The sequence below is a fragment of the Cyanobium sp. Copco_Reservoir_LC18 genome (genome assembly GCF_009834675.1).
In the GTDB taxonomy this organism is placed as follows: Bacteria; Cyanobacteriota; Cyanobacteriia; order PCC-6307; family Cyanobiaceae; genus Cyanobium; species Cyanobium minutissimum.
This window is the reverse complement of record NZ_ASAC01000014.1, coordinates 288,400-312,006: the sequence shown is the minus strand read 5'-3', so window position 1 is coordinate 312,006 and position 23,607 is coordinate 288,400. Positions and strand designations below refer to the sequence as shown.

The window sequence follows — 23,607 nt, the reverse complement described above, 5'->3', positions numbered from 1 at the left end:
GTTGGAACGACGAGAGGGTGTTCGATGAATGCCCTGACCATGAACCATCACCGCCAGCTTGATGTCCTTGCTGCTGCCGATCCCAACCTGATCGTGCTTCCCGCCATCCATCTGGTGGGCACCGATCGGGACGCGGGCCACGCCCAGCGCAGGTGCCAGCAGCGGGCCATCTCGGCCACCAAGATCCGCATCGCTCTTGCCTATGGCCGCCAAGAAGCCTCCCATGGGTTGCAGCGCTGGACGCTGCTGAGCCGGCAGGTACGCAGGTCTCCCTATGCCCGCTACGAGCGGGAACTCACCGGTCTTCAACTGGTCGGCTCACCCGACACCCTCGACGGGACCGTGTGCCTCAAGACCTGCAAGTGGAACTGGGCCCTGCGTCGCGGCTGAATCACCTCGGCGTACCCGGAACGACAGGAGAGCAGCGGAGGCAACAGCCTCGCTTCTCCCATGTCCCCAGCAATGTCCAGCGACTCCTATCTCAGCAGCATCAGCCCTGAATCCCTGGAAGTGATCCAGCACTTCGGCCCGGAAGCCCCGGTGAAACTCAACACCTATGCCTGCGCCATGGAGGATGCGCTGCTCGAATCCCTGGAACGCCAGAAGGCTCTCCACCAGGAGCTCATGGCAGCCCACGCCGAGCGGGAGCAGCTGCGGTCCACCCTCACGGATCCCGAGCGTCTGATCGCGTACGTGAGCCGCTTCTTCGGGCCCGAGGGCCCCTGCCCCGGTGGCGCGGTGCTGAGCCGCTGCCAGAGCGAAGCAGCGGCCCGCTGAATCAGCCCGGCTCGCTCGCTTTCGTGCCTTCTCTTCTTTCCTTCCCTCCAACCATGTCCATCTTCGGAAACGCTTCCGGTTCCATCTGGGAGAACTGGACCCGTGATCACGGCCAGTGGCTCACCGAATCCAAGGATCCCGGTGAGTTCATCGTCAAGTTGCTCTGGACCCCCTTCGGGGCGGCCTCCACAGCCTGTGCCGCCTATGTCGATGAGTTCGAGCGCCATCCCGGCGGCACCCTGGCCAAGACCGCCGGCATCGCCACCTCGGTGGTGATCCCCGGCGCCGGCTTGCTCGGGGTCGCCGTCGATGCGGCCGCCGTCGCCGGCGGTCAGGTCCTTGGCGGTGAACTCAACCGCCAGCAGGACCGGGACGACGTCGACCAGCGCGTCAACGCCCAGACCCGCGCATCGGTGCGAAGCAATGTTGCCGGCCGCGACGAACTCGATGCCCTCTACAACTGATCCCTCCATGTCCCGTTCCTCCTATCCGCTGATCACCCCACCCAAAGGCAACCACGCCTCCATCGACTGGGTGATGGAGAACCCCACCATCGCCACGGCCGTGAACCTGGAGCCCGATCTGGGTGCCCAGTTCCTCGGCGCCTTCTGCACCAGCGCCCTGCTGGGCGGCATCGCCGAACTGTTCGAGCAGGGTGGCTTGATGAGCTTCGATCTCAGCAGCCTGGTGGGTGCCTCCGGCGGCCAGCTCGCCGAGGCCCTCAACATCGCCAACGGCTGGGATCCTTCACGCACCTTCGCTTCCTCCAGCCGCCTGTTCACTCCCGAGAACCCGATCACGGCCCAGGGCCGCACCGTGCCCAACTTCAGCCAGGCCCTGGCCGAGACCATCACCCAGCTGCTCGGGCCCACCACCCGCGTCTACCGGGAGGTGATGTTCCACGGCACCCGCGCCCACAGCGACTGGGTAAGCCGCGGCAGTCATCCGAACTACGCCTCGGGCTTCGACATCGTCGTGGTGGCCGGGTCCGCCCGGCAGATCCTGGCGATCGAGATCGACGAGCCCTGCAACATCTACAACACAGAGAGCTATCACTCCAGCCCGGCGCAGAAGCGCAAGGACGACGCCAAGGATGCCGATGTCGCACGCCTCGGTATCCCGGTGCTGCGCCTCAGCGAGGCCCAGGTCTGGCGCCACACCCCGGCCTGTCTGGGACTGGCGCTGCGACTGCTGGATCTGTTCACCCCGATCGACTTCCCGGAGATCGTCTACCGGCGTCTGGATTACCGCGCCGTACCACGCCAGGCCCGCTTCCAGGCCTCCAATGTCCACGACACCCGCGCGCCCAGGGGCTGGCGTCCGTCGCTCGCCTACTGCTGATCGAGAGGGGTGGTCGGCCTGGCCACTCCTTTCCTCTTCCTTTCATCCGCTCGACAACCATCCCAAGACCATGGACGACCTCGACTTCGACAACTACTGGAACCAGGAGGGTGCCTTCGAAGATGCCGTTGATGATGTGCAGGAGGCTTACGAATGGCGAGATCTCGGCAATGACACAGAGGACTGCGACTTCGACGAAGCTGTGTTCTGATTTCGTGGCGTTCCCATCGCGACACCTCCCAGCTTCCAGCCACCTTCGGATTCCTTTATGTCACAAGACCTGCAGAACCGCCTCCTCGGCCATCTCCACGAAGTGGCGAAGCCTCGTCATGGTGTCTGGGACCGCCTCGGCCTGATGGCCGTGCGCAGCTACCTCACGGAGCAGCTCAGTGCCCTTGGCTCTTGCGAGGAGCACCACTTCTGTGAGGGCAGCGAGGCTGGCACCAATCTCATCCTGCGGATCCCCGGCCTTGAGCCAGGGCTGGCGCCGTTGATCGTGGCCGCTCACTACGACGGACCTCTGAATTCGATCGGCGCCGACGACAACGCCTCCGGCATCGCCACCCTCCTGGAACTGGCTCAGCGATGGAGTGCCGCTCCTGTCCAACGCCCTGTCTGGATCGTGGCCTTCGATCAGGAAGAGTGGGGCATGCTCGGCAGCACGGCTCTGGCCCGTGAGCTGCGTCAGGCTGACCAGGAGATCCGGCTGATGGTGAGCCTGGAGATGCTCGCCTTCACCGCTGAGAAGCAGAACTATCCCCATCCGGCGATGCGGGCCATCTATGGCGACAAGGGAGATTTCATTGCCGTTGTCGGCAACGCCGGCACTGAGACCATCCTGTCTGGCCTGGCCAGTCAGATGGGTCAGCATGTGAAAACCAAGGTGCTGCCGGTACCCAATGCCGGGCGAGACATTCCCGACGTGCGCCTCTCAGACCACAGCCCTTTCTGGGATCAGGCCTATGACGCCGTGATGGTGACCGACACCTCCTTCATGCGCAATCCGCACTACCACCGGATGTCCGACACGATCGAAACCCTTGATCTGCCATTCCTTGCGGCCGTCACGGAGGCACTGCACAAGGGGCTAAGCGTTGTCTGACGCCAAGTCTGCTGGCTATTCAATGCTCAGGAGCGCATGAAACGCGATTGGTGCGAAATCCCAAAGCCTGCGCAACTCCCTGCCCTTTTGGTTGGTCAAGGAACCTCTGGGAGATAGAAGTTTCAGTGACCGCATAGAGCGGAAACGACACTTCTGACCGTGAACTGACTCTAAGCTTGCTTTGTGATGCCCTGGCAGGCTCCTTGCCAGCCTCTTTGGGTTGCTCATAGAGGCTGAATGAGGGCATCTCAGTACATCATTCCCATGCTCAGGCTGCTGCGAGTAACTGATGCCGGGCTTGGAAGAGGTTCGAAAGTGCCGCCAGCACGTTGACCTTGCAGCGGCTTTTGGCCAAGCCACGCAGCCGCGTCTTCTGGTATCCGAACTGTTGCTTGATCACCCTGAAAGGGTGCTCGACCTTGGCGCGGAGGTGTGCTTTCGCCGCCTCGATCAGATCCTGCAGCTTTCCATCTGCGGTGTTGGGGAGTGCCTGGCGTTTCCCCGGCCGCATCGCCACTCGGAATGTTGCTGAATGGGCCGCCATCTCAGGTCGCTTGGCGATGCCCTGGTACCCGACGTCACCGTAGACAACCTCCTCGTCGCCATGCAGTAGCTCGGCAACCGGGGTAAGGTCATGCACGTTAGCGGCCGTGGTGACGACGGAGTGAATCAGCCCTGAATCCTTATCGACGCCGATATGGACCTTCATCCCGAAATACCACTGATTGCCCTTCTTGGTCTGGTGCATCTCCTTATCCCGCTTGCCCGCTTTGTTCTTAGTGGAGCTGGGCGCGGCAATCAAGGTGGCATCGACGATCGTTCCCTGCCGCATCGTCATGCCCCTGTTGCTGAGGTGAGCCTTGACGGTCTCAAGGATCTGTTCGCCCAACCTGTGCTTCTCAAGCAGATGGCGAAAGGTCAGGATCGTGGTCTCATCAGAGATCCTGTCGCTGATCAGATCGATGCCAGCAAAACGGCACATGGTGGGCACCTCAATCAGGGCCTCTTCCATGGCTGGATCACTGAGGGAGTACCACTGCTGCAGCAGGTGGATCCGCAGCATGGTCGCCAGCGGGTAGGGAGGACGCCCTCCCTTCTTGTTGGTCTTTGGGTAGGTGGGCTCGATCAGGGCGATCAGCGCATCCCAGGGGACAACCGCCTCCATCTCAGCCAGGAACTTCTCGCGCTTGGTCTGCTTCTTGGCGGTCGTCTGCTCGTAATCAGAGAAGCCGAGCTGCTTACCGCCCATCAGTTCAGTCCTGGCCAGCGTTCACACGGGCATTCTCGCGTGGATCGGCCTGGTTTCCCAGAGTCTCCCTGGGAGCATTGTGGGCTCCCAGCGAAGCTCGCGTAGCGACTTATTGTTTATCTTCAGCTTGGCTTCCCAGGAACGTGGCTGAAATTCGAAGCTGTCAACCCATTCAGGGAAATCAAAAAGGTCTATTTTGACTTCTACATCACGCGACCGCGCCAAACCAAACGACCAGCCTTGACCCTTGCGAGGGCGACCACGCTTTCGGCTGGCTGGGATCGTAAGGATTGCCACCCAACGTTCCTTGCCAGCCGTTATCGGCTCACCATTTCCTGGTGAACAAAGCAGTCGGTGACGGATCGGTTGGCCAGAATCAGGTTTCGGAACTTGAACGTTGTCTAGGGTCCATCGAGCTGCGTCGTAAACAGCTTTTTCGCAGAGGCCAGGGGAGAACGGTCCTGGTTTACACAATTCCGTAACCGTGAAGATTCTTTCGGGGAGAACCGAACTCTGGGAACATGTCGCCAGGCGGGTGACACTGACCCCGTCATTGCCCTCGGCATAGCCAATGAGGGCATTGGCCGAGTCGATTACGACACCAGACATGGTCGAGCAGCATCCAAACATATCCGACAGGGTACCGAGGAATCCCCCCCCGGATTTCCCCCGGATTGACAAATCCTGATTTGAGAACCAAAGCGACACAGTCGTTCTCAAGGTAGAGCGCCTGCCTTACAAGCAGGATGTCGCTGGTTCGAAACCGGCATCGGGCATCGCTCAGATCCCAGCCATGGCGGGGATCCATGTCACTCCAGCCACCCGAAAGGTTGACGATCAGGGCTGGTGGCAATCCCACTTGAGCCTGAACGAGCGGCCGTGGCTACCGATGCCTCCCCCATCTGGAAGAGCAAGGTTGCCGCGCAAAGCAGCGTGCCCTCTGCTGAGCCGCCCCGGCCAGGTGCTCTCCCGCCCCTCACTGACCGCTTTGACATGCGCCCAGAACTCATCGATGACGCTCTGGCGTTCATGGAGGAGTACGACGACGTCTTCCGTTCGCTGGCTCAGTGAGGATTGAGCCTGGGAGCCTGATCCTCCCAGGCCCTGTTGAGATTGCACGGGTCCATGCTGCGACGATCAACAGGCATGGTGGTCTCCAGGTAACGCCTGATCTGCGCAAGATCAAAACGCTCTGGCGGAGGTCCTGACATTCCACACCTTCAGGCCTGAGGCGGATATCGCTCTTCTGGCTGCCGTTGTTGCCTACGCCTTCGCCAAGGGCCACCCCTTACCCGATGGCAACAAGCGGGTGGCGTTCTTCTCTTTGAAGATGGTGCTGCGGGCGTATGGCTTCGAGTGGAAGCCCCGCCATGAAGAGGCGGAGCAGCGCCTGTGGCGGCTTGCAGAAACCTCCCCTGCACAGCGTGATCAGATGCTGGAAGAACTCTCGATCTGGATACGGCAAAGCTGCACGCCGCTGTCTGGCTGATCTCGCCCTTTTTGCGCTGGCAGTTGCAAGGGCACCATCTCCCCCCGACCCTGCCGCCGGCGCGGCTGGTGGCCTGAGGGAGCCTAAACAGACGGCGCGCGTTGGCCCCTGCTGCCGTGGCGCCGTCCCGCAGACCATCTTAAAGTTGGTCATCTCGATGACCAACACCATGCGACGGGTCACGGTGGCGGAGGCCAAGGCCCAGCTGTCGAGCCTGCTCGACGCGGTGGAGCAAGGCCAGCCGGTGGTGATCACCCGTCGCGGCAAGCCCATCGCTGAGCTGGTTCCCCGGCGAGCCGTGCGCGACCTCCTGCCCCAGCTCCAGGCCCTGCGGGACTCCCTGCCCCATCAGGCCACCGGCGGCGTGGAGACGATGCGCGCCCTGCGGGATGACGGCGGCTCCTGATGCTGTACGTGGACACCTGCGTGCTGCTGGCGGCGCTCACACCGGAGGCCCACTCCAACGCCGCCGCGGCCTTTCTCGAGCAGGCCCCAGGCCCACTGGCGATCAGCCCCTGGAGTGCCACCGAGCTCCATTCCGCCCTCGGGCTGAAGGTGCGCACCGGTGCCCTGAGTCCCTCGCAGGCCGAGGCGGTGCTGGAGGGCTTCGAACGCAGCCTGGCGCCGGCTTTTCTGATGCTGGCGGTGGAAGCCCAGGACTTCCGCAATGCCAACGCCTGTCTGCGCGGCTGGACCACGGCCCTGCGGGCGGCCGATGCGCTGCACCTGGCCATCGCCGCCGGACGGGGCGCCACCCTCTGCAGCCTGGATGCGCCGTTCGTGAGGGCCGCCCAGCAGCTGGGACTGGCGGCCCAGCTCATCGGGGCTGACTGAGGCACGGCTGGCGGATGGCCAGGACCAGGGGATCGGCGGGCTTGTTAAAGCAAAGCCTGGTCCGCTTAAATTGGCCTGTGGCTTATTCAAGGTTGGGGCGCCACCGCAGGAGATGAATCGGGAGGCCACGGGCCACGACGAAATCACCAGCACCGCCGGGGAGCCGGTCAGGGCCTTCGTGCCGGATCCGCTGCCACCCCAGCCCCCGCTCGACCTGGGCGGACTGGGCCAGGCCCTCCACGATCGCGCCCTCCTGGCCTGTGGGCGCCTCGATGGCGTTTCCAGCCTGCTCCCCGATCCCGACCTTTTCCTCTACGCCTACGTCCGCCGCGAAGCCCTGCTCTCCAGCCAGATCGAGGGCACCCAGTCCTCCCTGTCAGATCTGCTGCTGTTCGAGCTGGCGGAGGCTCCCGGGGTTCCCTTCGATGATGTGGAGGAGGTGTCGAGCTACGTGGCCGCCCTGGAACACGGCCTGGCAAGGCTGGCCAGCGGCTTTCCCCTCTCCTCCCGTCTGCTGAAGGAGATCCACGCGGTATTGCTGGCCCGCGGGCGGGGCGCCGATCGGCTGCCGGGAGAGTTCCGGCGCAGTCAGAACTGCATCGGCGGCACCCGGCCGGGCAACGCCGTCTTCGTGCCGCCGCCACCGGGGCGGGTGGACAGTTGCATGGCCGAGCTGGAACGGTTCCTCCATGCCGAGGACGACCTGCCCCTGCTGGTGAAGGCGGCCCTTGCCCATGTCCAGTTCGAGACGATCCACCCGTTTCTGGATGGCAACGGCCCCCTGGGGCGGTTGCTGATCGTGCTGATGCTGGTGGACGGCGGTCTCCTGCGCCAGCAACTGCTCTACCTCAGCCTGTTCTTCAAGCAGCACCGCAACCGCTATTACGAACTCCTCGATGCCGTGCGCCGCGATGGGGACTGGGAGGCGTGGGTCGCGTTCTTCCTGGAAGGCGTCGAAAGCACCGCTGCCGCCGCGGTGAATGCGGCCCAGCGGCTGCTGGCGCTGTTCCGGGGCGACGAGGCCAGGCTCACGGGGCTGGGGCGATCGGGCACCAGCGTGCGGCAGGTGTATGCGGCACTGAAGCAACGCCCCCTGATCGGGATTCCCCAGCTCGCGGCCCGGGCTCAGCTGAGCTTCCCTACGGCAGCCAAGGCGCTGGAGAGCCTGGTGGCTCTGGGCATCGCCCGGGAAATCACCGGGGGCCGGCGCAACCGGTTGTTCGCTTACACCGCCTACCTGGCGATCCTGAGCGAAGGGGCCGAGCCCCTCTGACCCAGACGCACCCGGACCAGGCCATCATGGGCGCCGGACGTTCCCCCAGCCGTGGACCTCACGGAGCTCATTCCGGGCATTCCCGCCCTGCTGGAGGAGCTGGAGGAGATCCTGGCCGGCCTGACCACGGTGGCCTGCCTCGAGCACATGAAATGGCTGGGGGCCTTCATGTGCATCACGGCGGTCCAGCGGAGCCTGGTGGGGGCCGCCACGACGGAGGAGGAGGGCTTCCGGCTGGTGGAGCGGCAACGGCCGTCGCTGCTGGTGGTGAGCCAACGGCTGCAGGAGGGCACCGGGCTATCGCTGGTGGAGCGCACCGAGACGCTCGACCCCGCCATCCGCACGCTGCTGATCGCCGACGACGCCAACGAGGACCTGGTGCGGGAGGCCCTGGCCCGCGGCTGCGACGGCATCTGCTTCGAATCGGGCCTGTTCATGCCGGCGCTGCGGGTGGTGGCCGGCGGTGGCGTCTACTACCCCCAGCCGGTGGCGGCGGTGCTGCGGCAGCGGCCGCCCGCCGCCCCGATCGAACCGCTGACCGAGCGTGAGCGGGTGGTGCTGAACCATCTGATGCTGGGCCTGACCGACCAGCGGATCAGCCAGGAGCTGGTGGTCAGCCCCGAGACCGTGCGGACCCACGTGAAGCACATCTTCCAGAAGCTCCAGGTCGACAACCGCACCAAGGCCGTGGTCAAGTCGATCGCCGCCGGGCTGATCAACCTGGAATCGGCACTGGAGGGTCGCAGGCCGGTCACGGGCTGAGGCGGCCTGCACCGGGCCAATCCCCCATTCCGGGGATGCGGGCCGAGGCTGTCCCAGGGGAAGGTGGTCAGGTCCGGGGATGACCCGAGCGGCTTGCCGATGCAAGGCCGGGCCCGCCTGACAGAGCCGGCCGTGCCCACCGGGCACGCCGCACGCCGTCCGTTCGAATGCAGCGCACCATGGCCGTCCACCTCAGCTTCGCCGCGGCCGGGCACTCCCGCGTGTCCGAGGTCATCCTGGCCGGCCGCACCGGTTACTGGCTGTGCGACCCGGAGCGGGTCCTGGCCCATGGCGTCGTCAAGCTCTACGAGCGCCACCCCGAGGGCGGCGACTTCGATCTCAACGACAGCGTCGTCGGCCCCTGGGTGGCCACCCTCACGGTCACCGGCGCCCACCGGGTGCCGTGGCTCGACCGCACCCGGACGATCATCGCCTTCGACCCCGCCAGCCTGACCACGGAGTACGTCACCACCCTGCCCCCGTTCAACAACGCCGGCGTGTACTACGACCCGGAACCGCCGGCCTGAGGGCAGTTCAGCCTGGGGCCTGCACGTGCTCTCCGTAGGCCAGCAGGGTGCGATCGGCGCTGAGCAGACGCAGGCCCTCCAGCCGGGCCTGCACCACCAGCAGGCGGTCGAAAGGGTCGCGGTGAATCCAGGGAAGGTGCTGGACCGCCAGCACGTGCTCGGCGCGGACAGGCAGTTCGCGGAATCCCTGCCCCAGCAGGCCCAGACGCAGGGCGGCGGCCTCCACCTGGAAATCGGCCCGGCCCAGGGAGGATTTGATCGCCACCTCCCACAGGCTCACGACGCTGAGCACCAGGGGCTGGGCCGGATCCGCCAGCAGGCTCACCGTCCCGCCCGGCAACCGGCGCGGCTCGATGGCCCACCAGAGCAGCAGCTGGGTATCGAGCAGCAGGGGTGTGGCTTCAGTGCGGGTCACAGCGAGCGGATCAGCTGAACAGGCTGTCGATCTCGGCGGCAAAATCGGCCTTGAGATCGGCGCCCAGCACCGCGGAGCCCCCCAGGAAGCCGCCCCGGCGGGCTTCGGGCGCTGACGCCACCGGCACCAGCCGCACCAACGGCCGCCCCGCCTTGGCGATCACCACCTCCTCCCCTTCCAGGGCCTGGGCCACGTAGCGGGAGAGGTGGGTCTTGGCGTCGTGGAGGTTGACCTGCATGGCGGCGGCGCCGAAAGGACTCAGCTTAGTCCGTCTGCGGCTAAGTTCAAAGCCGCCACGAAGTCCCCGCTGCCGATCTGCTCCCCATAACCGGCGAAGCATTCCAAGGCGGCGGCATGGCGCTCGGGGGTCACCGCCTGGCAGGCGTCGTGGACGCACACCACCCGGTAGCCGCGGTCGGCGGCGTCCTTCACGGTGTGGTCGATGCACTGGTCGGTGAGCAGGCCGATCACCACCAGCGAGCGGACGCCCAGGTTGCGCAGCAGGTAGTCGAGGACGGTGGAGCTGAAGGGCGAGGAGGAGCTCTTGGGGAGCACCGGCTCATCGGCCAGGGGAGCCAGCTCGGCGATCACCTCGGCGGCGCGGCTGCCGGGCGGGAAGCCCATGCCGCAGCGCTTGTAGTCGAGGCTGCGGTCGCGGCCGTCGGCGGTGAGGTTGGCGATCACGGTGTGGATCACCTCCAGCCCGCCCTCCCGCGCCGCCGCCAGCACCCGCTCGGCATTCGGCAGGGTGGTGGCGCGGAAGCGGGCATCGAAGTCCGGGTCGGGCCGGGGCTGGGCGTCGCCGCAGGTGCCCTGCTGCAGATCCACCAGCAGCAGGGCGGTGGCCCCGGGATGGAGCCACTCCGCGGGTGAGCTCGACGGCATGCGGACGGCGGCGATCCGTCCAATCATGGCGGCAGCCGCCTGCCGCTCCCGTGGCCCTTCCCCCCGCCTCCATGGCTTTGGCGCTGGCCGAACAGGGTCTCCGCTGGGTGGCGATCACCTGGGTGAACCACGCCGGGGCGCCGCTGGTGAAGGTGGTGCCCCTGGCCGGTTTCGAGGCGGCGGTGGCGGTGGGGGTGGGCTTCTCACCGGTGGCCGATGCCTTCAGCGCCGACGGCGCCATCGCTCCCGGCCATCGCCTGGCCCGGCCCGACGGCGACCTGCGCCTGCGGGCGGATGCGGCGGCCCTGGCGCCGCTGGAGCCGGCCAACGGCTGGGCCTGGGCGCCGGGTGAGCGCTACGAGCGCAGCGGCGCGCCCTACGCCGGCGACCAGCGCCACCTCTGCCGCCGCCAGATGGAGCAGCTGGAGCGGGCCAGGGTAGAGCTGCGGGCCGGCTTCGAGCTGGAGTGGCTGGTGGCCAGCCCCGCTGCCGACGGCACGCCGGCACCGGCGATTCCCGGGGGGCCCTACGGGGCCGATCGGCTGGTGGAGGGCCTCGACTACGCCACGGCCCTGCTGGAGGCCCTGGAGGCGGCCGGCCTGCCCTGGCTGCAGTTCCACCCGGAGTACGGCGCCGGCCAGTTCGAGCTGTCGCTGGCGCCGGGCACACCCCTGGAGGCCGCCGACCGGCTGGTGCACGCGAGATTGGTGATCCAGCGCGTGACGCGCCGCTTCGGCTGGCGCTGCTGCTTCAGCCCCAAGCCCAGCCTGGAGCGGGTGGGCAACGGCGGCCACCTGCACCTGAGCCTGGTGCGCGACGGGGTGCCGCTGCTGCAGGGGGGTGAGCAGGAAGCCGGCCTCACCGGCACCGGCGCCGGGGTGCTGGCGGCCCTGCTGGCGGAACTGCCGGCCCTGCTGGCCCTGGCCTGCCCCCTGGCGGTGTCCTACCGGCGGCTGGCCACGGGGTCGTGGTCGGCGCCGTTCCAGGTGTGGGGCGTGGAGAACCGGGAGGCGGCCCTGCGGCTGGTCCCCACCGCGGCCGATGGCGCCCCGGCCCACCTGGAGCTGAAGGTGGCCGACCTGGCCGCCAACCCCTACCTGCTGCTGGGGGCCGTTCAGGCCGTGGTGGCCGATGGCCTGGAGCGCCCCCGGCCGCTGCCCCCCCCAGTGAGCGGCGATCCGTCCGGCCTGCCCGCCGGGGCGGCGGCGCGCCTGCCCGCCAGCCTGGCGCAGGCCTCGGCCGCCTTCGCCGCCAGCGACCTGCTGCGCGAGGCCCTGGGGGAGGCGCTGCACGGCGCCCTGGGCGACAGCCAGGCGGCGGAGGTGCGGCGGGCGGCGGACTGCAGCGAGGCGGAGCTGGTGGCCGCCTCGGCGTGGTGGCCGGTGGTGGGGGGGGATCGGCTGAAGGGCGGCCAGGCAGGGGCTCCTCAGCCGGCCACCATCACCCGGTTGCGCCCGGCGGCCTTGGCGGCGTAGAGGGCGCCGTCGGCGTTGCGCAGGCCGGTCTCCAGCGCCTCCAGGCCCGTGCCCTCGACCACCGCCACGCCGGCCGAAAGGGTGATGCGCTGCCCCGGTGCCCCTGGATGGGGCACGGCCGCAGCGGCTGCCCGCAACCGCTCCAGCAGGGGCCCCGCCCCCCTCGCATCGACGCCGGGCAGCAGCAGCGCGAATTCCTCGCCGCCGACGCGGGCCAGCACATCGCCCGGGCGCAGCACGGCCCGCATGGCGCCGGCGACGTCGCGCAGGACGGCATCGCCGGCGCCATGGCCCCAGCCGTCGTTGATGGCCTTGAAGAAGTCGATGTCGAGCATGGCCCCCGCCACCGGCCGGCCGTCGCGGGCGGCGGCGGCCAGGGCCACCGTGGCCGCCTCGGCGAAGCCCGTCCGGTTGGGCAGAAGGGTCAGCGGATCACGCCGCACCGCAGCAGCCAGCTCGGCCTCCAGGCGGTCGCGCTCACGCAGGGTGCTCAGCACCGCCAGCACCTGGGCGGGGATGGAGAGATCGAGGATCACCCACACCCAGCTGCGCCAGCGCAACGGCTCCCCCGGCCGGCCCAGGGCCTCCCCCACCCCGTCCTCGAGGGCGAACACCCCCAGGGCCAGCAGGACGGCTGCCCCGCATCGGGCCCGCCAGCGCCGCTGCCGCGGCTGCCCCGGCAGGCGGGCGCGCTCCCACGCCTCCCGCGCCGCCACCCCGCACAGCACCGCCGTGGCGGCCCGCAGCAGGAGGAAGATCAGATCGGCGGTGTTCACGGGCTGGAGGAATGTCCGGGGAAAAGTAGGCGGGAACGGAGGACACCAGGTGTCCATCCCGCCACCCCGCCCCGGCCAGAATCCCCACGACAGGCCGCATCGCCCCATGGACCGCCCCCACCCATGACCTTCGCGGTGGCGCTGGCGATGCTGGAGCGCGAGGGGCGCTGGCTGCTGCAGCTGCGGGACGACATCGAGGGGATCGTCCATCCGGGCTGCTGGGGCCTGTTCGGCGGCCACCTCGACCCCGGCGAGCGGCCGGAGCAGGCGATCCTGCGGGAGCTGCGGGAGGAGATCGGCTGGGGCGCGCCCCCGCTGCCGCTCTGGTTCGAGCACCACGACGACCAGCTCAGTGCCTACTACTTCCGCGGACCCCTCACCGTGTCGCTGACGGCGCTGCGGCTGAACGAAGGCCAGGACCTGGCGCTGGCCGGCCTGGAGGAGCTGCGCAGCGGCCGGATCTGGAGCCCCAGGCTGCAGCAGCGGCGCGGCCTGGCCCCGTCCCTGGAGCGGGCCGTGCGCCGCCTCGACCCAGGACTGGACCGGAAGAACTAAAGAATGGTGAATGATGGCTTAAGCTTGGAGGTATCAGACCGTTCTCCTGCGTCTCAGGGTTGATGAGGATGCGCTTCCCGGCAAGATTCGCGACAATCTCAGGGATCTTCCATTCGGAAGCTGTAAGCGCCGTCACCCCCTCCATGGCGCCCGCAGGCCTGCCCCCCCGACCCGCGTCCCTTCGATGACCAACGTCTGGTGCGTTCGGGCGGGCGGCGGCATCTACGCGGACAACTTCCTCAGCGGCGGCTTCGTCGGCATCGGCTGGCGGGAGATCACCGAGGACCTCGGCCCGGTCCGGAACCGGGAGCAGCTCTTCTCGGTGGTGCGGCGCTACTTCCCGGACATCCAGAGCGCGATCCTGCTCTCCAACTACGTCAACGAGATCCACCGCTTCCTGTTCGAGATCCGTCCCGGCGACCACGTGATCATTCCGGCGGCGGAAGCCGACCTGCTGCGCTTCGGTGTCGTCGATGAGGGCCGCGCCTATTACGACCCCACCGGCGACGACGGCTGTCCCCTGCGCCATCGGCGTCCCGTCACCTGGTCGCCCGAACCGCTCCGGCTCGACCACTTCTCGGCGCCGTTCCGCAATTCCATCCGCACCCTGCTCACCGTCCCGTCCCACACCCGGATGCGTTCCCTGCTGACGGTGTTCCTGGTGGAGCACCAGGCCGAATTCATCCGCGCCATCGGCCGCCAGGAGACATCGACCCCGGCCCGGCCGACGACCAGGAAGGAGGAGTCCCACCGCAGCGTGCTCGAGCAGCTCCTGCAGCTGGATCCCGGCGAATTCGAGCGGCTGGTGGTCCATCTGCTGGATGCCCTCGGCTTCCAGGACTGGGAGCGGACCGAGCACCACGGGGTACTGCGCGACGTGTTCGATGCCTGCGGCGACATCACCCTGTCGCTGCCGGCCCGCATCCGCATCCATGTCCGTTTCCACCGCGGCAACCTCGGCGCCAGGATCGGCGCCGATGCGGTGCGGGAGCTGCGCCAGTTCATTCCCTTCGGCGGCCATGGGATCTTCATCACCACCGCGGATTTCCAGCCGGCGGCGACCACGGCGGCCAGTGAGGAGGGCTTCGCCAGGATCAGCCTCGTCAACGGCCAGCAGCTGGCCGAGCTGATCGCCCGCCACTGGACCCACCTGCCCCGCGACATCCGGGATCATCTGTCGCTGGAGCAGGTGCTGGTGAAGAATTGAGGGCCCTTCCCCTCGCCTCCATGGCTTCGCGATCGCGCCGACGCACGCCCAGCCACGGCAGGGGCACGCCCCCCCGGCAGGAGGTCGCCGGGGCCGCCCCGGAAGCCACCGGCCTGCGGCCCCGGCTGCAGATCCTGGCGGGGTTCCTGCTGCCGCTGCTGGTGCTGGGGCTGTGGCTCAACGCGCGCGGCTTCTGGAGCCCCTGACGGAGCCCGCCAACCCAGGGGCCCCTCAGGGGCCTGTTCCCGGGAAGCTGGGTCCGCAGCCCAGCAGCTCCACCTCCGGATCGTCGCCGAGGATCGCCAGCAGTTCGCGGTGCAGGGCCTCGGCCCAGGGGGCCGTGTCGATGAAGCGGAAGCGGCGCCAGTCCCAGATCCGCGCGGCGACGGCCCCGTCGGTGCAGCAGAACGCCATCCCCACCCCCTCCTTCGCCGCATCCGCGTCCGCCGGCAGGCTGTAGATGCAGACGCCGAAGCGAAACGGGGCATCGGCCAGCTCCACCCACCAGCCCCAGTCCTCGCAACAGAGGAAAGGCACCTGACGGCCGTTGCGCTGGAGCCTCTCCTGCAGATGCAGCGCCAGGGCCTTGCCGACCGTGCCCGGATTCACCATCTCCCCGGCCTCGCCGGGCAGCTCGGCGAACCGGGCGGATCGCAGGTGGATGAACGCCTTCATGGCCCTGGCGAGCGGATCCCGGCGTGCGCTCCACGGACGGTAGGTGCTGCTACCGGCGTTGTCGCGCCTCCGCCCCCAGAGTGCGCCGGCAACGACAGGCGACAGGCGTGCAGGATCTGGTGGGAACGGTGCAGACGCTCTGGCGCTACCCGGTGAAGTCGATGCTCGGGGACTCCCCCAGCCAGCTGGCGGTGGATCCCCGCGGCATCCGGGGCGACCGGGCCTATGCCCTCTGGGACCACGCCAGCGGCCGGGTGGCCAGCGCCAAGAACCCGCGGCTCTGGCAGGGCCTGCTCGGCTACCGGGCCCGTTTCCGGGAGGAGCCGACGCCGGTGGCGCCCCTGCCGCCAGTGCTGATCGCCCCCCGCGAGGACGACGGCAGCGCCGGGCTCTGCAGCGGCGAGGACGATGTGGACGCCTTCTTCAGCGAGCTGTTCGGGCGTCGGGTGAGCCTGCTGGACACCCCCCCGCAGGGCGCCAGCCTCGACCAGTACTGGCCGCCGGTGGAGGAGCGCGCCTTCCAGGACGTGACCAACGCCCTGGAGCTGCCCGAAGGCACCTTCTTCGATGCCTGCCCCATCCACGCCATCACCACCGCCACCCTGGAGCGACTGCGGCAGCTTGAACCCCAGCTGGATTTCGCCGTCGAACGCTTCCGCCCCAACCTGCTGATCGCCACGCCGCCGGAGTCCACCGGCTTCGTGGAGGAGGGCTGGAGCGGATCCTGCCTGCAGATCGGCGAGCAGCTGGTGCTGCGGGTCGACGGTGGCTGCCCCCGCTGCGTGGTCACCACCCTGGCCCAGGGCGCCCTGGAGGAGAACCTGGAGATCCTGCGGGCCACCGCCCGCCACAACGGCGTGGTGGCCGGCATCCGCCTCAGCGTGGTCACCCCCGGCCCGATGGCGGTGGGGGACCCGGTGCGGCTGCTGCCCTGAGCGGCTCCCAGGTGGCTAGGGCCCCGAGACCAGCCCGGCCGCCAGGCGCTCGAGGGCCTCGGCCAGCAGGGCCTCGGAGGTGGCGAAGCTCAGCCGCAGGTGGCCCGCCGCCCCGGGGCCGAACCAGCGGGGACTGCCCGGCACCACCGCCACCCCGTGGTCCCGCCGCAGCCGCTCCACCAGCGCCTCGACGCTCTCCTGGAGCGGCGGCAGGCCGACAAACAGCACGAAGGTGGCCGCGGGGGGCCGCACCCGCAGGCCGGGGATCGCCGCCAGCCGGGTGACGGCCTGGTCACGGCGGGCCCGCAGATGGCCCAGGAAGGCCTCCAGCCAGGCCAGGCCCTCGGGGCTGTAGGCCGCCGTGGCGGCCACCTGGCTGAGGGTGGCCACGCCATCGACGGTGGAGGGCAGCTCACTGGCGGCCAGCAGCCGGGCGGCCGCCTCCGGATCCGCCATCGCCACGTAGCCCACCCGCAGGCCAGCCAGGCCAAAGGACTTGGAGAAGCCGTGCACCACCGCCCCGAGGCCGGCCAGCTCCGGCTCCAAAGCCAGCCAGCTGGTGAAGGTGGCCGGCGGGTAGACCACATCGCTCCACACCTCGTCGCTCAGCACCCGCAGCCCCCGCTCCAGGCAGAAGCGACCCAAGGCCTCCAGTTCGTCGCGGCGGAAGCAGCGGCCCAGGGGGTTGTGGGGGTTGCAGAGGCACAGCAGCCGGGTGCGGGGGGTCACCAGGGCCTCCAGGGCGGCCAGATCCAGGGGGGCCCGGGGATCGATGCGCCACAGCACCGGGACCCCGCCGGCACTGCGCACCGTATGGGCGAAGAGGAAGTCGACCGGATCCCAGACGATCGCCTCATCGCCGGGCGAGAGCCAGTGGCGGGTCAGCAGGGCCAGGCCGGCGGCGGCACTGTTCACCGCCACCACCGCTTCGGGGGGCACGGAGGCCCCCCGCTGCCGCAGGTAGCCCGCCACCGCCTGGCGGAAGGTGGGCAGCCCGCCGGCCGGGCCATAGCTGAACACGCCGGAGCGGGCGTAGTCGGCGATGGCCTCGCGGATGACCGGCGCCGCCGGGAAATCGGGATCGGCGGCGGTGAGCGGGATCACCCCGGGGGGCTGCTCGGCCCAGCGCAGGTTGTGGGCCCGCTGGCGCAGCAGGTCCAGCGGCACCGCGCCGTCACGGAAGCTGTCGGCGAAGCAGTCGCTCATGCCATCAGCGGCAGCTGGAGCCGGGTGGGCGACGGCTGGACGAACGCCCGCGCCATCTGACGACCGGCCTCCACACAGCCCAGCAGCGCCGGCCGCCGCTGGCGTTCGTAGGTGCAGAACAGCTCAGGAACCTCGTCGGGGTCGCGACAGCCGGCCAGCAGGTCGCTGAGGAGCACCGCATCCTCCAGGGCCGTGTTGACCCCCTGGCTGGTGAACGGCAGCAGCGGGTGGGCCGCGTCCCCCGCCAGGGCGACGTTGCCCTTGCTCCAGCGGGTGGCCGGGTCCTCGTCCACGGTGTGCCACACATGGGCGCGGGCCGGATCGGTGGCGCCCAGCACGTGCCGCACCACAACGGGGAACTCCCGGAAGTGGTCCTGGAGGAAGGCCCCCACCTCGGAGGGCTGGGGGGCGGTGAAACGCTGGCTGTCGAACTGAACGAACCAGACCAAGCGGTCATCCCCCAGGGGCACCAGGCCCACCGCCAGCCCCCCGGAGGGATCGAGCACCTTGAGGAAGCGATGGCCCAGTTCGGCGGCCACCAGGGGCTGTCGCAGGTGGGCCACGATCTCCTTGACCCGGCCGGGATTGGTCATCGCCCCGTATCCCAGGGACAGGCGGCAGCTGGAGCGCACCCCATCGGCCGCGACGAAGGCATCGGCGGGGTGGGAGCGGCCGTTCTGAAAACACACCGCCCGGGCCCGCTCCCGGTCCCAGTCGAAGCGCTCGAACGGGTGGTTGTACTGGACCAGCGCATCGGGGGCGCCGTGCAGCAGCACATGGAGCAGATCGTGGCGCAGCATCGCCACCGCCCCCTCGAGCGGATGCTCCACCAGCACCTGCCCGGAAGCGCAGAGAATCCTCACCGAGGTGATCGGATGGCCCAGGGTGCCGTCCGGGTCGCAGCCGAGTCTCCGCAGGGCGGCGAGCCCATTGGCCAGCAGGAGAAACCCATGGCCGTGGAGATGGGAGGCCGCGGCCCGCTCGTAGACGCGCACGGGTCGTCCCTGCTGCCACAGCCCCCTGGCCAGGGCCAGCCCGCAGGCGCCTCCACCGACGACAGCTGTATGGATCACCGCTGAAGATCCGACGCTGAGGGAAAAACAGACCCGCAGATCAGGCAAGGATGGCCTGACACAACCACCGACAGAACGGCTGGCGCCACTGCCCGCAAAACCACTGAACTCGTGATCCGTGCGGCGCCCACGGCCTGAAAGGATGCTTGCCCGTGAATGTTAGGGGCGTGGGCAAACCGATCGACGTCGCCGTCGTCACCTTCGAGGGCTCAGAAAAGAAGCCTGAGTTTTCCCTGAGCAAGGGTGAAGGAGCCGAGGAAATCGGGCGCAGGGTCACATCATCAAACCGCTGCGCCGGGCAGGGAAGCGGCGTCGCCCAGGGGCTCCACACGTCAGCGGTGGCTAAGGTGAGGCTGGTGAGGGAGGAACATGCGCCGACGCACCACATTGATGATCATCAGTGGAGCGCTTCTTTCGGGCACCTCTCTTCTGATCTTCACCCATCTGCTGGATCAGCGCAGTTCCCACGACTTACGCCGCCAGAATGATCAGATCGCCGGGCGGCTGTGCGCCACCCTGCAGGACGTCGAGCGTTCTCTCGCCACACCCTCGGCGCCGGGGTCCGCCGGCGCGGAGGCCAACGGGGCGGCCATGCCTCCCCCCGGGCTGCAGTCCGTGAGCGCGGCGGAGCTGGTGCCCCCCCCGGTGGCGGCGGTGATGGCGACCGGATCCACCTCCCTGAAGGGCAGGCTGCTGGTCTGCCCCCGCCGCTTTTCCCGGCTGGATCTGGTGATGGCAGGCGAACCGGGGCAGGGGAATGGCCTGCTGCTGAGCACGGCCCCCGGTCGCCGCCGGGCCCCCGAATGGATCCGGATCAGCGGCAGCAGCCTGATCCAGCGCGATCAGGATGGCGACAGGCGGATCCGGCTGGCCCCATGGACCGCCCAGGAGGCGAAGGGGATGGCGAAGGGGGCGCCGGCCGGTGCGCTCTACCGGGTCGGCTTCGGAGATCTGGCGGTGGGGCTGACCCTGGCGCCGGCCCTGCCGACTCAGGCGGATCGCGTCCGCAGCCTCGCCCTGGCCCTGGGGCTGCTGGGGATCGGGCTGAGCATGGTGATCGGCTGGCGTTCCAGCCATAACCGCCGGAAGGATCAACCGGCCACCGGAAGCTTCCGCAGGGAAGGCCACACGTCCTTCCTGACGCACTATGCCCTGGTGAAGGATCTGGAGCCTGCGGCACTCCGGAAGCACGCCGAGCGCGGCGAGGAGGGCTTCCTCGTGACCATCGACTTTCGCTATCTGGAACGGCAACGCGGCTATCTCAGTGAGGTGGAGATCAACAAGATCCTCACGAAGGCCTGTCGTGCCATCGACAAGGGATGGGCCGTACATCCCGGCTTCAATTTCTACCATGTGTCGAAGAACAAGATTGCCCTGATCGTCCGGTCCTCCGGCAACATCCCCATCGATGATAATGGTGCCTGCGAGGCACTCCTGGCCCGTCTGCTCGGCATTGTCTCCGGGTCCATTCAGATTTCCAGCGATTCGGTGCTGGCCTGGGATGATGTGATCATCACCGGGCAGCGGTTCCCGCTGGTTGAGCCGCCCGACTCCCTGCTGACGATGCAGGCCTTCGGGGAGATTCTGGCCGCCGAAGACCGACGTTCGTACCGCCTGGTGAAGAGCGGTGATGATCTGCTGGTCAAGGATAAAGGAGAAATCAGAAGTCAACTCACCTCCCTGAAAGCGAGTGATCTTGAGCTGCGCTTCCAACCGATTCTACAGCTCAGCAATCCTGGCCACTTCGGCCTCGAGCTGCTGATCCGGTTCCTGCCCCCGGCCCTGAGCAAGCTCGGCACGGGACATGTGATTCAGCTGGCCCATGACATCGGCATCACCCACAAGATCGATGCGCTGGTTGTCAGCCGGCTCGCTGACGTGCAACAGCAGCTCAAGGCATCGGAGTTTCTTCGCCATCGTATTGAGTATATCTCCGTCAATGTCAGTTCCGATTCCGTGTCCACCGATCAGCGCCTCAATCAGCTGATCAGCCTGTTCAAGCAGCACAGCATCGACAGCTCGATCTTCTGCATCGAGATCACCGAGATGGCCGCAACGGACATCCTGGCGGGCTCGGAAGGCGTGACGACGGCATCGGAGCGACTGATGCGGGAGCTGAACTTCAGAATCTTCATCGATGATTTCGGATCCGGACTGTCGAACTATCGACGCATCAGTGAAGCCTGGTACGACGCCATCAAGCTCGACATTGATCTGATCAAGGGGATCGATCGATCCTTCCGGCTGCAGCGCTATGTCGGCTCCTTCATCGAAACGGTCCATGCGCTGGGAAAAACGGTCGTCTGCGAAGGCGTCGAAACCCACAACGAACTCACCGCCGTCATCCGATTGGGCGCCGATGCCCTGCAGGGGTTCCTCGTCTCTCCTCCCCTTTCCCTCGAGGACGTGGAGTCGTTCATTCAATCCTCCGACTGGGCGGACCGCGATTCCCTGCAGCAGACGCTGGAGCAGATCCGTGCCACGTCGCGGCTGCGGGACTCCGGGCATGGCGAAGGTTACCAGACCTCCGACAGGAAGATTCCGCTGGAGCGCTACATCATCGACAACTGGTCGAGGCTGCGCAGCTTCGAGGAGTTCGTGCTTCTGTTTGTCAATGAACTGAAATCCTGGGGCCTGGAGATCTACCGCTTCTCCCTGGCCTTTCTGCCCGATCAGGATGACATCGACTGCAGCCAGTACGTCTGGGTCAGCTCCAGGCCGGGCCTTGTCAGCACCCTGCGCATGGAGCGGGACTTCCTGGAGCAGGATGAGCACCTGCGCAGCCCCCTGCATTTCATTGCCACAAGAAGCAAGCTGTTTCGGCAGCAGCTGTTCACCACCAAGGACAACGGCTTCCCCTTTCTCGACTCCCTCAAGGATGGGGGCTGCAGCGATTACCTCGGCATCCGGCTGGACTCGCGTGGTGTTTCCATACCGGTTCTCACGATTGCCCTGCATGAAGGCAGTGTCTTCAGCGACCAGGAGGTGCAGCGCATCGAAGCGATGAGCAGCCTGCTGAGCCTGCTGTTCTATGCCTTCGAGAGTGAGCGCTCGAAGCGGCTGGCGATGCTGGATCCCCTCACCCAGCTCGCCAATCGCCGCAGCTTCGATTCCTTCCTCAAGGGGAATGTCTCCGCCTCCAGAGCCGCCCAGGTCAACCTGTCCCTGGCATTGATCGACATCGATCAGTTCAAGGTGGTCAATGATGTGCTCGGCCACGCCTACGGCGACCGATGCCTCAAGGAGATTGCCGATGCCCTCCGGACCGGCCTGAGCCGCAAGAGCGACTTCGTGGCCCGGCTGGGGGGCGAGGAATTCGCCATCATCCTGCCCAAGACCGATGCCGCGGCCTCCCTGCGCCTGTGCGAGAAGCTGCGCGAGTCGATCCAGGACAAGGGCATCTACCATCCCGGCGTTGCCACGGGCAACGTCCTCACCGTCAGCATCGGCATCGCCTCCTGGGATCCGCTGTCGACGGCCGAGTGCGATGCCGACCGGATGCTGCAGCTGGCCGACGACTGCCTCTACGAAGCCAAGCGCCATGGTCGCAACCGGGTGGTCTGCCGGTCCCTGCACAGCCAGGTCGGTCTTTCCGCCTGAGGCGCACCGGAGCCGCCACCATGGCCAAGGCCCAGCCCAGGCAGACCCCATGACCCAGCCGAGTGTCCCCAGCGTGCGCGTGCGCCTGTTCGCCGGCCTGCGCGAGCGGGCCGGCTGGGGCGAACGGCTCATCCCCCTCCCCCCCCACCCCGACGCCCGGTGCACCACCGCAGCGGACCTCTGGCGGCAGCTGGCCCTGGGCACCGGCCCGGGAGCGGACAGCACCGAGCTGCCGGCCACGGTGCGGGTGGCCATCAACCAGGCGTTCGCCGCCCCGGGCAGCCCCCTCGCCCCGGGCGACGAGGTGGCCTTCCTGCCCCCGATCACCGGAGGCTGAACCATGGCCACCACCAGCCCCCTGCGCCCGGCCCCGCCGATCGTGGTGCAGCTCCTGGAGACCCCCTTCCAGCCGCTGGAGCGGCTGGCCGCCTGGCAGCGGAGCCTGGCGGCCGATGGGCCCGGCGCCAGGGACGCCGCCGCCGAAAGCCACTTCATCGGCCGCGTGCGCCCCACCACCGCCGCCGGCGAGCCCCTGGAGGCCCTGGAACTCGAGCACTACCCCGGCATGACCGAGGCCCAGCTGGCCCTCCTCGCCGAAACCGGTGCAGCGCGCCACGGGGCGGGCGCGGTGCTGGTGGCGCACCGGGTGGGGCGGGTGCGGCCGGGGGAGGCGATCGTGCTGGTGGCCGTCCGGGCCGACCGCCGCGGTCCCGCCCTGCGCTGCGTCCAGGAGCTGCTGGAGGATCTCAAGCACCACGCCCCCTTCTGGAAACGGGAGTGGAGCGGCGGCCGCGGCACCTGGGTGGCCGGCAACACGCCGCTGTGACGTCCCCACCTCCCCACGCCCCCTTCCCTTCGCACCCGTTCCATGGGCCAGTCCAGCGACGTCCTCACCGCCGACCAGATCAGCTTCATCGCCGCCCAGAAGCTCTTCTTCGTCGGCACCGCCACCGCCGACAGCACGGTGAACGTGTCCCCCAAGGGGCGCGATGCCCTGCGGGTGCTGGACGAGCGCCGCGTCATCTGGCTCAACCTCACCGGCAGCGGCAACGAGACCGCCGCCCACGTGCAGGCCTGCCCGCGCATGACCCTGATGTTCTGCGCCTTCGAGGGCCCGCCCCAGATCCTGCGGCTCTATGGCACCGCCCGCACCACCCAGCGGGGTGAGGCCGGCTGGGAGGCCCTGTTCGGCCACTTCGAGCCCCTGGCCGGTGCCCGCCAGATCTTCGACCTGGCCATCGAACGGGTCCAGACCTCCTGCGGCATGGCGGTGCCCCGCTACAGCTACGGGGGCGACCGCACCGAGCTCGACAGCTGGGCGCGCCGCAAGGGCAACGACGGCCTGGAGCGCTACTGGAAACGCAAGAACCGCCGCAGCATCGACGGCCTGCCCGCCCCGATTCCGGCGCCGATCACGGCCCCCGGAGCATGGGGAGCCAGCAGCGACTGAC

29 protein-coding genes are annotated in these 23,607 nt (G+C 68.2%); 21 read left to right on the top strand and 8 right to left on the bottom strand.

What is annotated here, in order from left to right; genetic code table 11:
- The first annotated feature begins 39 nt into the window (after window positions 1–39).
- From L107_RS09075 to L107_RS09050, 6 genes are all read left to right on the top strand, one after another.
- Entirely contained in the window at window positions 40–390 is a 351-nt protein-coding gene (locus L107_RS09075) for a hypothetical protein (protein ID WP_159818053.1), read from the top strand.
- A 72-nt stretch (window positions 391–462) separates the two neighbouring features.
- Window positions 463–777 carry a hypothetical protein gene (locus L107_RS09070; RefSeq protein WP_159818051.1) on the top strand — a complete coding sequence of 105 codons (315 nt, stop codon included), beginning with the start codon at window positions 463–465 and terminating at the stop codon, window positions 775–777.
- Window positions 778–830: 53 nt separating this feature from the next.
- Window positions 831–1,241, top strand: a complete 411-nt coding sequence (locus L107_RS09065; RefSeq protein WP_159818049.1) for a hypothetical protein — start codon at window positions 831–833, stop codon at window positions 1,239–1,241.
- A gap of 7 nt (window positions 1,242–1,248) precedes the next feature.
- Entirely contained in the window at window positions 1,249–2,118 is an 870-nt protein-coding gene (locus L107_RS09060) for a hypothetical protein (RefSeq protein ID WP_159818047.1), read from the top strand.
- Window positions 2,119–2,188: 70 nt separating this feature from the next.
- A complete protein-coding gene (locus L107_RS09055) occupies window positions 2,189–2,329 on the top strand; it encodes a hypothetical protein (protein WP_159818045.1) in 141 nt (46 codons plus the stop codon).
- Between the two features lie 57 nt (window positions 2,330–2,386).
- Window positions 2,387–3,220: a M28 family peptidase gene (locus tag L107_RS09050; RefSeq protein WP_159818043.1), complete on the top strand. Its 834-nt coding sequence runs from the start codon at window positions 2,387–2,389 to the stop codon at window positions 3,218–3,220.
- Window positions 3,221–3,488: 268 nt separating this feature from the next.
- Here L107_RS09050 and L107_RS09045 read toward each other — a convergent pair whose 3' ends face one another.
- Window positions 3,489–4,469 carry an IS5 family transposase gene (locus L107_RS09045; protein WP_159818041.1) on the bottom strand — a complete coding sequence of 327 codons (981 nt, stop codon included), beginning with the start codon at window positions 4,467–4,469 and terminating at the stop codon, window positions 3,489–3,491.
- 1,192 nt (window positions 4,470–5,661) lie between these two features.
- Between L107_RS09045 and L107_RS16805 the strand changes: the two genes are divergently transcribed.
- The 6 genes from L107_RS16805 to L107_RS09015 all read left to right on the top strand — a co-directional run bounded on the left by L107_RS16805 (window position 5,662) and on the right by L107_RS09015 (window position 9,354).
- Entirely contained in the window at window positions 5,662–5,958 is a 297-nt protein-coding gene (locus L107_RS16805) for a Fic family protein (protein ID WP_159818142.1), read from the top strand.
- Between the two features lie 157 nt (window positions 5,959–6,115).
- Window positions 6,116–6,364 carry a type II toxin-antitoxin system Phd/YefM family antitoxin gene (locus L107_RS09035; RefSeq protein WP_236550601.1) on the top strand — a complete coding sequence of 83 codons (249 nt, stop codon included), beginning with the start codon at window positions 6,116–6,118 and terminating at the stop codon, window positions 6,362–6,364.
- Entirely contained in the window at window positions 6,364–6,792 is a 429-nt protein-coding gene (locus L107_RS09030) for a type II toxin-antitoxin system VapC family toxin (protein ID WP_159818039.1), read from the top strand. The genes L107_RS09035 and L107_RS09030 overlap by 1 nt, the downstream gene beginning before the upstream one ends.
- A 112-nt stretch (window positions 6,793–6,904) precedes the next feature.
- Window positions 6,905–8,065 (top strand): Fic family protein, encoded by a 1,161-nt coding sequence (locus tag L107_RS09025; protein WP_159818037.1) that lies wholly within the window; start codon window positions 6,905–6,907, stop codon window positions 8,063–8,065.
- A 51-nt stretch (window positions 8,066–8,116) separates the two neighbouring features.
- A complete protein-coding gene (locus L107_RS09020; RefSeq protein ID WP_159818035.1) occupies window positions 8,117–8,827 on the top strand; it encodes a response regulator transcription factor in 711 nt (236 codons plus the stop codon).
- Between the two features lie 167 nt (window positions 8,828–8,994).
- The gene (locus L107_RS09015) at window positions 8,995–9,354 is read left to right on the top strand and encodes a hypothetical protein (RefSeq protein WP_159818033.1); all 360 of its coding nucleotides are present in this window, start codon (window positions 8,995–8,997) and stop codon (window positions 9,352–9,354) included.
- Between the two features lie 7 nt (window positions 9,355–9,361).
- On the opposite strand, the gene L107_RS09010 is transcribed toward L107_RS09015, so the two are convergent.
- The 3 genes from L107_RS09010 to L107_RS09000 are packed head-to-tail and all read right to left on the bottom strand — an operon-like array spanning window position 9,362 to window position 10,654.
- A complete protein-coding gene (locus L107_RS09010; protein ID WP_236550600.1) occupies window positions 9,362–9,769 on the bottom strand; it encodes a type II toxin-antitoxin system VapC family toxin in 408 nt (135 codons plus the stop codon).
- A gap of 10 nt (window positions 9,770–9,779) precedes the next feature.
- Entirely contained in the window at window positions 9,780–10,007 is a 228-nt protein-coding gene (locus tag L107_RS09005) for a type II toxin-antitoxin system Phd/YefM family antitoxin (RefSeq protein ID WP_159818031.1), read from the bottom strand.
- Between the two features lie 20 nt (window positions 10,008–10,027).
- The gene (locus tag L107_RS09000) at window positions 10,028–10,654 is read right to left on the bottom strand and encodes a cysteine hydrolase family protein (RefSeq protein WP_159818029.1); all 627 of its coding nucleotides are present in this window, start codon (window positions 10,652–10,654) and stop codon (window positions 10,028–10,030) included.
- A gap of 50 nt (window positions 10,655–10,704) precedes the next feature.
- Between L107_RS09000 and L107_RS08995 the strand changes: the two genes are divergently transcribed.
- The gene (locus tag L107_RS08995; RefSeq protein ID WP_236550599.1) at window positions 10,705–12,129 is read left to right on the top strand and encodes a glutamine synthetase; all 1,425 of its coding nucleotides are present in this window, start codon (window positions 10,705–10,707) and stop codon (window positions 12,127–12,129) included.
- Here L107_RS08995 and L107_RS08990 read toward each other — a convergent pair.
- Window positions 12,081–12,905, bottom strand: coding sequence for a GGDEF domain-containing protein (locus L107_RS08990; RefSeq protein ID WP_159818027.1), 825 nt, complete (start codon window positions 12,903–12,905; stop codon window positions 12,081–12,083). The genes L107_RS08995 and L107_RS08990 overlap by 49 nt on opposite strands.
- 123 nt (window positions 12,906–13,028) lie before the next feature.
- On the opposite strand from L107_RS08990, the gene L107_RS08985 reads away from it, so the two are divergent.
- From L107_RS08985 to L107_RS08975, 3 genes are all read left to right on the top strand, one after another.
- Entirely contained in the window at window positions 13,029–13,460 is a 432-nt protein-coding gene (locus tag L107_RS08985; protein WP_159818025.1) for an NUDIX hydrolase, read from the top strand.
- Window positions 13,461–13,644: 184 nt separating this feature from the next.
- Window positions 13,645–14,667 carry a restriction endonuclease gene (locus L107_RS08980; protein WP_159818023.1) on the top strand — a complete coding sequence of 341 codons (1,023 nt, stop codon included), beginning with the start codon at window positions 13,645–13,647 and terminating at the stop codon, window positions 14,665–14,667.
- A 20-nt stretch (window positions 14,668–14,687) separates the two neighbouring features.
- Window positions 14,688–14,873: a hypothetical protein gene (locus L107_RS08975; protein ID WP_159818021.1), complete on the top strand. Its 186-nt coding sequence runs from the start codon at window positions 14,688–14,690 to the stop codon at window positions 14,871–14,873.
- A gap of 25 nt (window positions 14,874–14,898) precedes the next feature.
- Here the strand turns inward: L107_RS08975 and L107_RS08970 are convergent, their stop codons facing one another.
- Complete coding sequence (locus L107_RS08970) at window positions 14,899–15,342, bottom strand: hypothetical protein (protein ID WP_159818019.1); 444 nt, start codon at window positions 15,340–15,342, stop codon at window positions 14,899–14,901.
- Window positions 15,343–15,422: 80 nt separating this feature from the next.
- Here L107_RS08970 and L107_RS08965 point away from each other — a divergent pair, with 80 nt between their 5' ends.
- Window positions 15,423–16,277 (top strand): MOSC domain-containing protein, encoded by an 855-nt coding sequence (locus tag L107_RS08965; RefSeq protein WP_159818017.1) that lies wholly within the window; start codon window positions 15,423–15,425, stop codon window positions 16,275–16,277.
- A 15-nt stretch (window positions 16,278–16,292) separates the two neighbouring features.
- On the opposite strand, the gene L107_RS08960 is transcribed toward L107_RS08965, so the two are convergent.
- Together L107_RS08960 and L107_RS08955 are read right to left on the bottom strand one after the other, a co-directional pair.
- Window positions 16,293–17,483 carry a pyridoxal phosphate-dependent aminotransferase gene (locus L107_RS08960; protein WP_159818015.1) on the bottom strand — a complete coding sequence of 397 codons (1,191 nt, stop codon included), beginning with the start codon at window positions 17,481–17,483 and terminating at the stop codon, window positions 16,293–16,295.
- Window positions 17,480–18,556 (bottom strand): NAD(P)/FAD-dependent oxidoreductase, encoded by a 1,077-nt coding sequence (locus tag L107_RS08955; protein WP_159818013.1) that lies wholly within the window; start codon window positions 18,554–18,556, stop codon window positions 17,480–17,482. The genes L107_RS08960 and L107_RS08955 overlap by 4 nt, the downstream gene beginning before the upstream one ends.
- A gap of 390 nt (window positions 18,557–18,946) precedes the next feature.
- On the opposite strand from L107_RS08955, the gene L107_RS08950 reads away from it, so the two are divergent.
- Genes L107_RS08950 through L107_RS08935 form a run of 4 tightly spaced genes read left to right on the top strand, consistent with a single transcriptional unit; the run spans window position 18,947 to window position 23,606 of the window.
- On the top strand, window positions 18,947–22,156 hold the full coding sequence (locus L107_RS08950; protein WP_159818011.1) for a GGDEF domain-containing protein: 3,210 nt from the start codon (window positions 18,947–18,949) through the stop codon (window positions 22,154–22,156).
- A gap of 49 nt (window positions 22,157–22,205) precedes the next feature.
- Window positions 22,206–22,493 (top strand): MoaD/ThiS family protein, encoded by a 288-nt coding sequence (locus L107_RS08945; RefSeq protein ID WP_159818009.1) that lies wholly within the window; start codon window positions 22,206–22,208, stop codon window positions 22,491–22,493.
- 3 nt (window positions 22,494–22,496) lie between these two features.
- On the top strand, window positions 22,497–22,982 hold the full coding sequence (locus L107_RS08940) for a molybdenum cofactor biosynthesis protein MoaE (protein ID WP_159818007.1): 486 nt from the start codon (window positions 22,497–22,499) through the stop codon (window positions 22,980–22,982).
- Between the two features lie 42 nt (window positions 22,983–23,024).
- Window positions 23,025–23,606, top strand: a complete 582-nt coding sequence (locus L107_RS08935; RefSeq protein ID WP_159818005.1) for a pyridoxamine 5'-phosphate oxidase family protein — start codon at window positions 23,025–23,027, stop codon at window positions 23,604–23,606.
- The last annotated feature ends 1 nt before the right edge of the window (window position 23,607 follow it).

Coding starts and splice junctions, on each gene's coding strand:
- L107_RS09000 (WP_159818029.1), bottom strand. CDS start 10,654: ATGCCGTCGAGCTCACCCGCGGAGTGGCTCCATCCCGGGGCCACCGCC.
- L107_RS09050 (WP_159818043.1), top strand. CDS start 2,387: ATGTCACAAGACCTGCAGAACCGCCTCCTCGGCCATCTCCACGAAGTG.
- L107_RS08950 (WP_159818011.1), top strand. CDS start 18,947: ATGATCATCAGTGGAGCGCTTCTTTCGGGCACCTCTCTTCTGATCTTC.
- L107_RS08980 (WP_159818023.1), top strand. CDS start 13,645: ATGACCAACGTCTGGTGCGTTCGGGCGGGCGGCGGCATCTACGCGGAC.
- L107_RS08940 (WP_159818007.1), top strand. CDS start 22,497: ATGGCCACCACCAGCCCCCTGCGCCCGGCCCCGCCGATCGTGGTGCAG.
- L107_RS08945 (WP_159818009.1), top strand. CDS start 22,206: ATGACCCAGCCGAGTGTCCCCAGCGTGCGCGTGCGCCTGTTCGCCGGC.
- L107_RS09030 (WP_159818039.1), top strand. CDS start 6,364: ATGCTGTACGTGGACACCTGCGTGCTGCTGGCGGCGCTCACACCGGAG.
- L107_RS08985 (WP_159818025.1), top strand. CDS start 13,029: ATGACCTTCGCGGTGGCGCTGGCGATGCTGGAGCGCGAGGGGCGCTGG.
- L107_RS09070 (WP_159818051.1), top strand. CDS start 463: ATGTCCAGCGACTCCTATCTCAGCAGCATCAGCCCTGAATCCCTGGAA.
- L107_RS09025 (WP_159818037.1), top strand. CDS start 6,905: ATGAATCGGGAGGCCACGGGCCACGACGAAATCACCAGCACCGCCGGG.
- L107_RS08935 (WP_159818005.1), top strand. CDS start 23,025: ATGGGCCAGTCCAGCGACGTCCTCACCGCCGACCAGATCAGCTTCATC.
- L107_RS09005 (WP_159818031.1), bottom strand. CDS start 10,007: ATGCAGGTCAACCTCCACGACGCCAAGACCCACCTCTCCCGCTACGTG.
- L107_RS08975 (WP_159818021.1), top strand. CDS start 14,688: ATGGCTTCGCGATCGCGCCGACGCACGCCCAGCCACGGCAGGGGCACG.
- L107_RS09060 (WP_159818047.1), top strand. CDS start 1,249: ATGTCCCGTTCCTCCTATCCGCTGATCACCCCACCCAAAGGCAACCAC.
- L107_RS09035 (WP_236550601.1), top strand. CDS start 6,116: ATGACCAACACCATGCGACGGGTCACGGTGGCGGAGGCCAAGGCCCAG.
- L107_RS09065 (WP_159818049.1), top strand. CDS start 831: ATGTCCATCTTCGGAAACGCTTCCGGTTCCATCTGGGAGAACTGGACC.
- L107_RS08970 (WP_159818019.1), bottom strand. CDS start 15,342: ATGAAGGCGTTCATCCACCTGCGATCCGCCCGGTTCGCCGAGCTGCCC.
- L107_RS08960 (WP_159818015.1), bottom strand. CDS start 17,483: ATGAGCGACTGCTTCGCCGACAGCTTCCGTGACGGCGCGGTGCCGCTG.
- L107_RS09015 (WP_159818033.1), top strand. CDS start 8,995: ATGCAGCGCACCATGGCCGTCCACCTCAGCTTCGCCGCGGCCGGGCAC.
- L107_RS09055 (WP_159818045.1), top strand. CDS start 2,189: ATGGACGACCTCGACTTCGACAACTACTGGAACCAGGAGGGTGCCTTC.
- L107_RS09075 (WP_159818053.1), top strand. CDS start 40: ATGAACCATCACCGCCAGCTTGATGTCCTTGCTGCTGCCGATCCCAAC.
- L107_RS09045 (WP_159818041.1), bottom strand. CDS start 4,469: ATGGGCGGTAAGCAGCTCGGCTTCTCTGATTACGAGCAGACGACCGCC.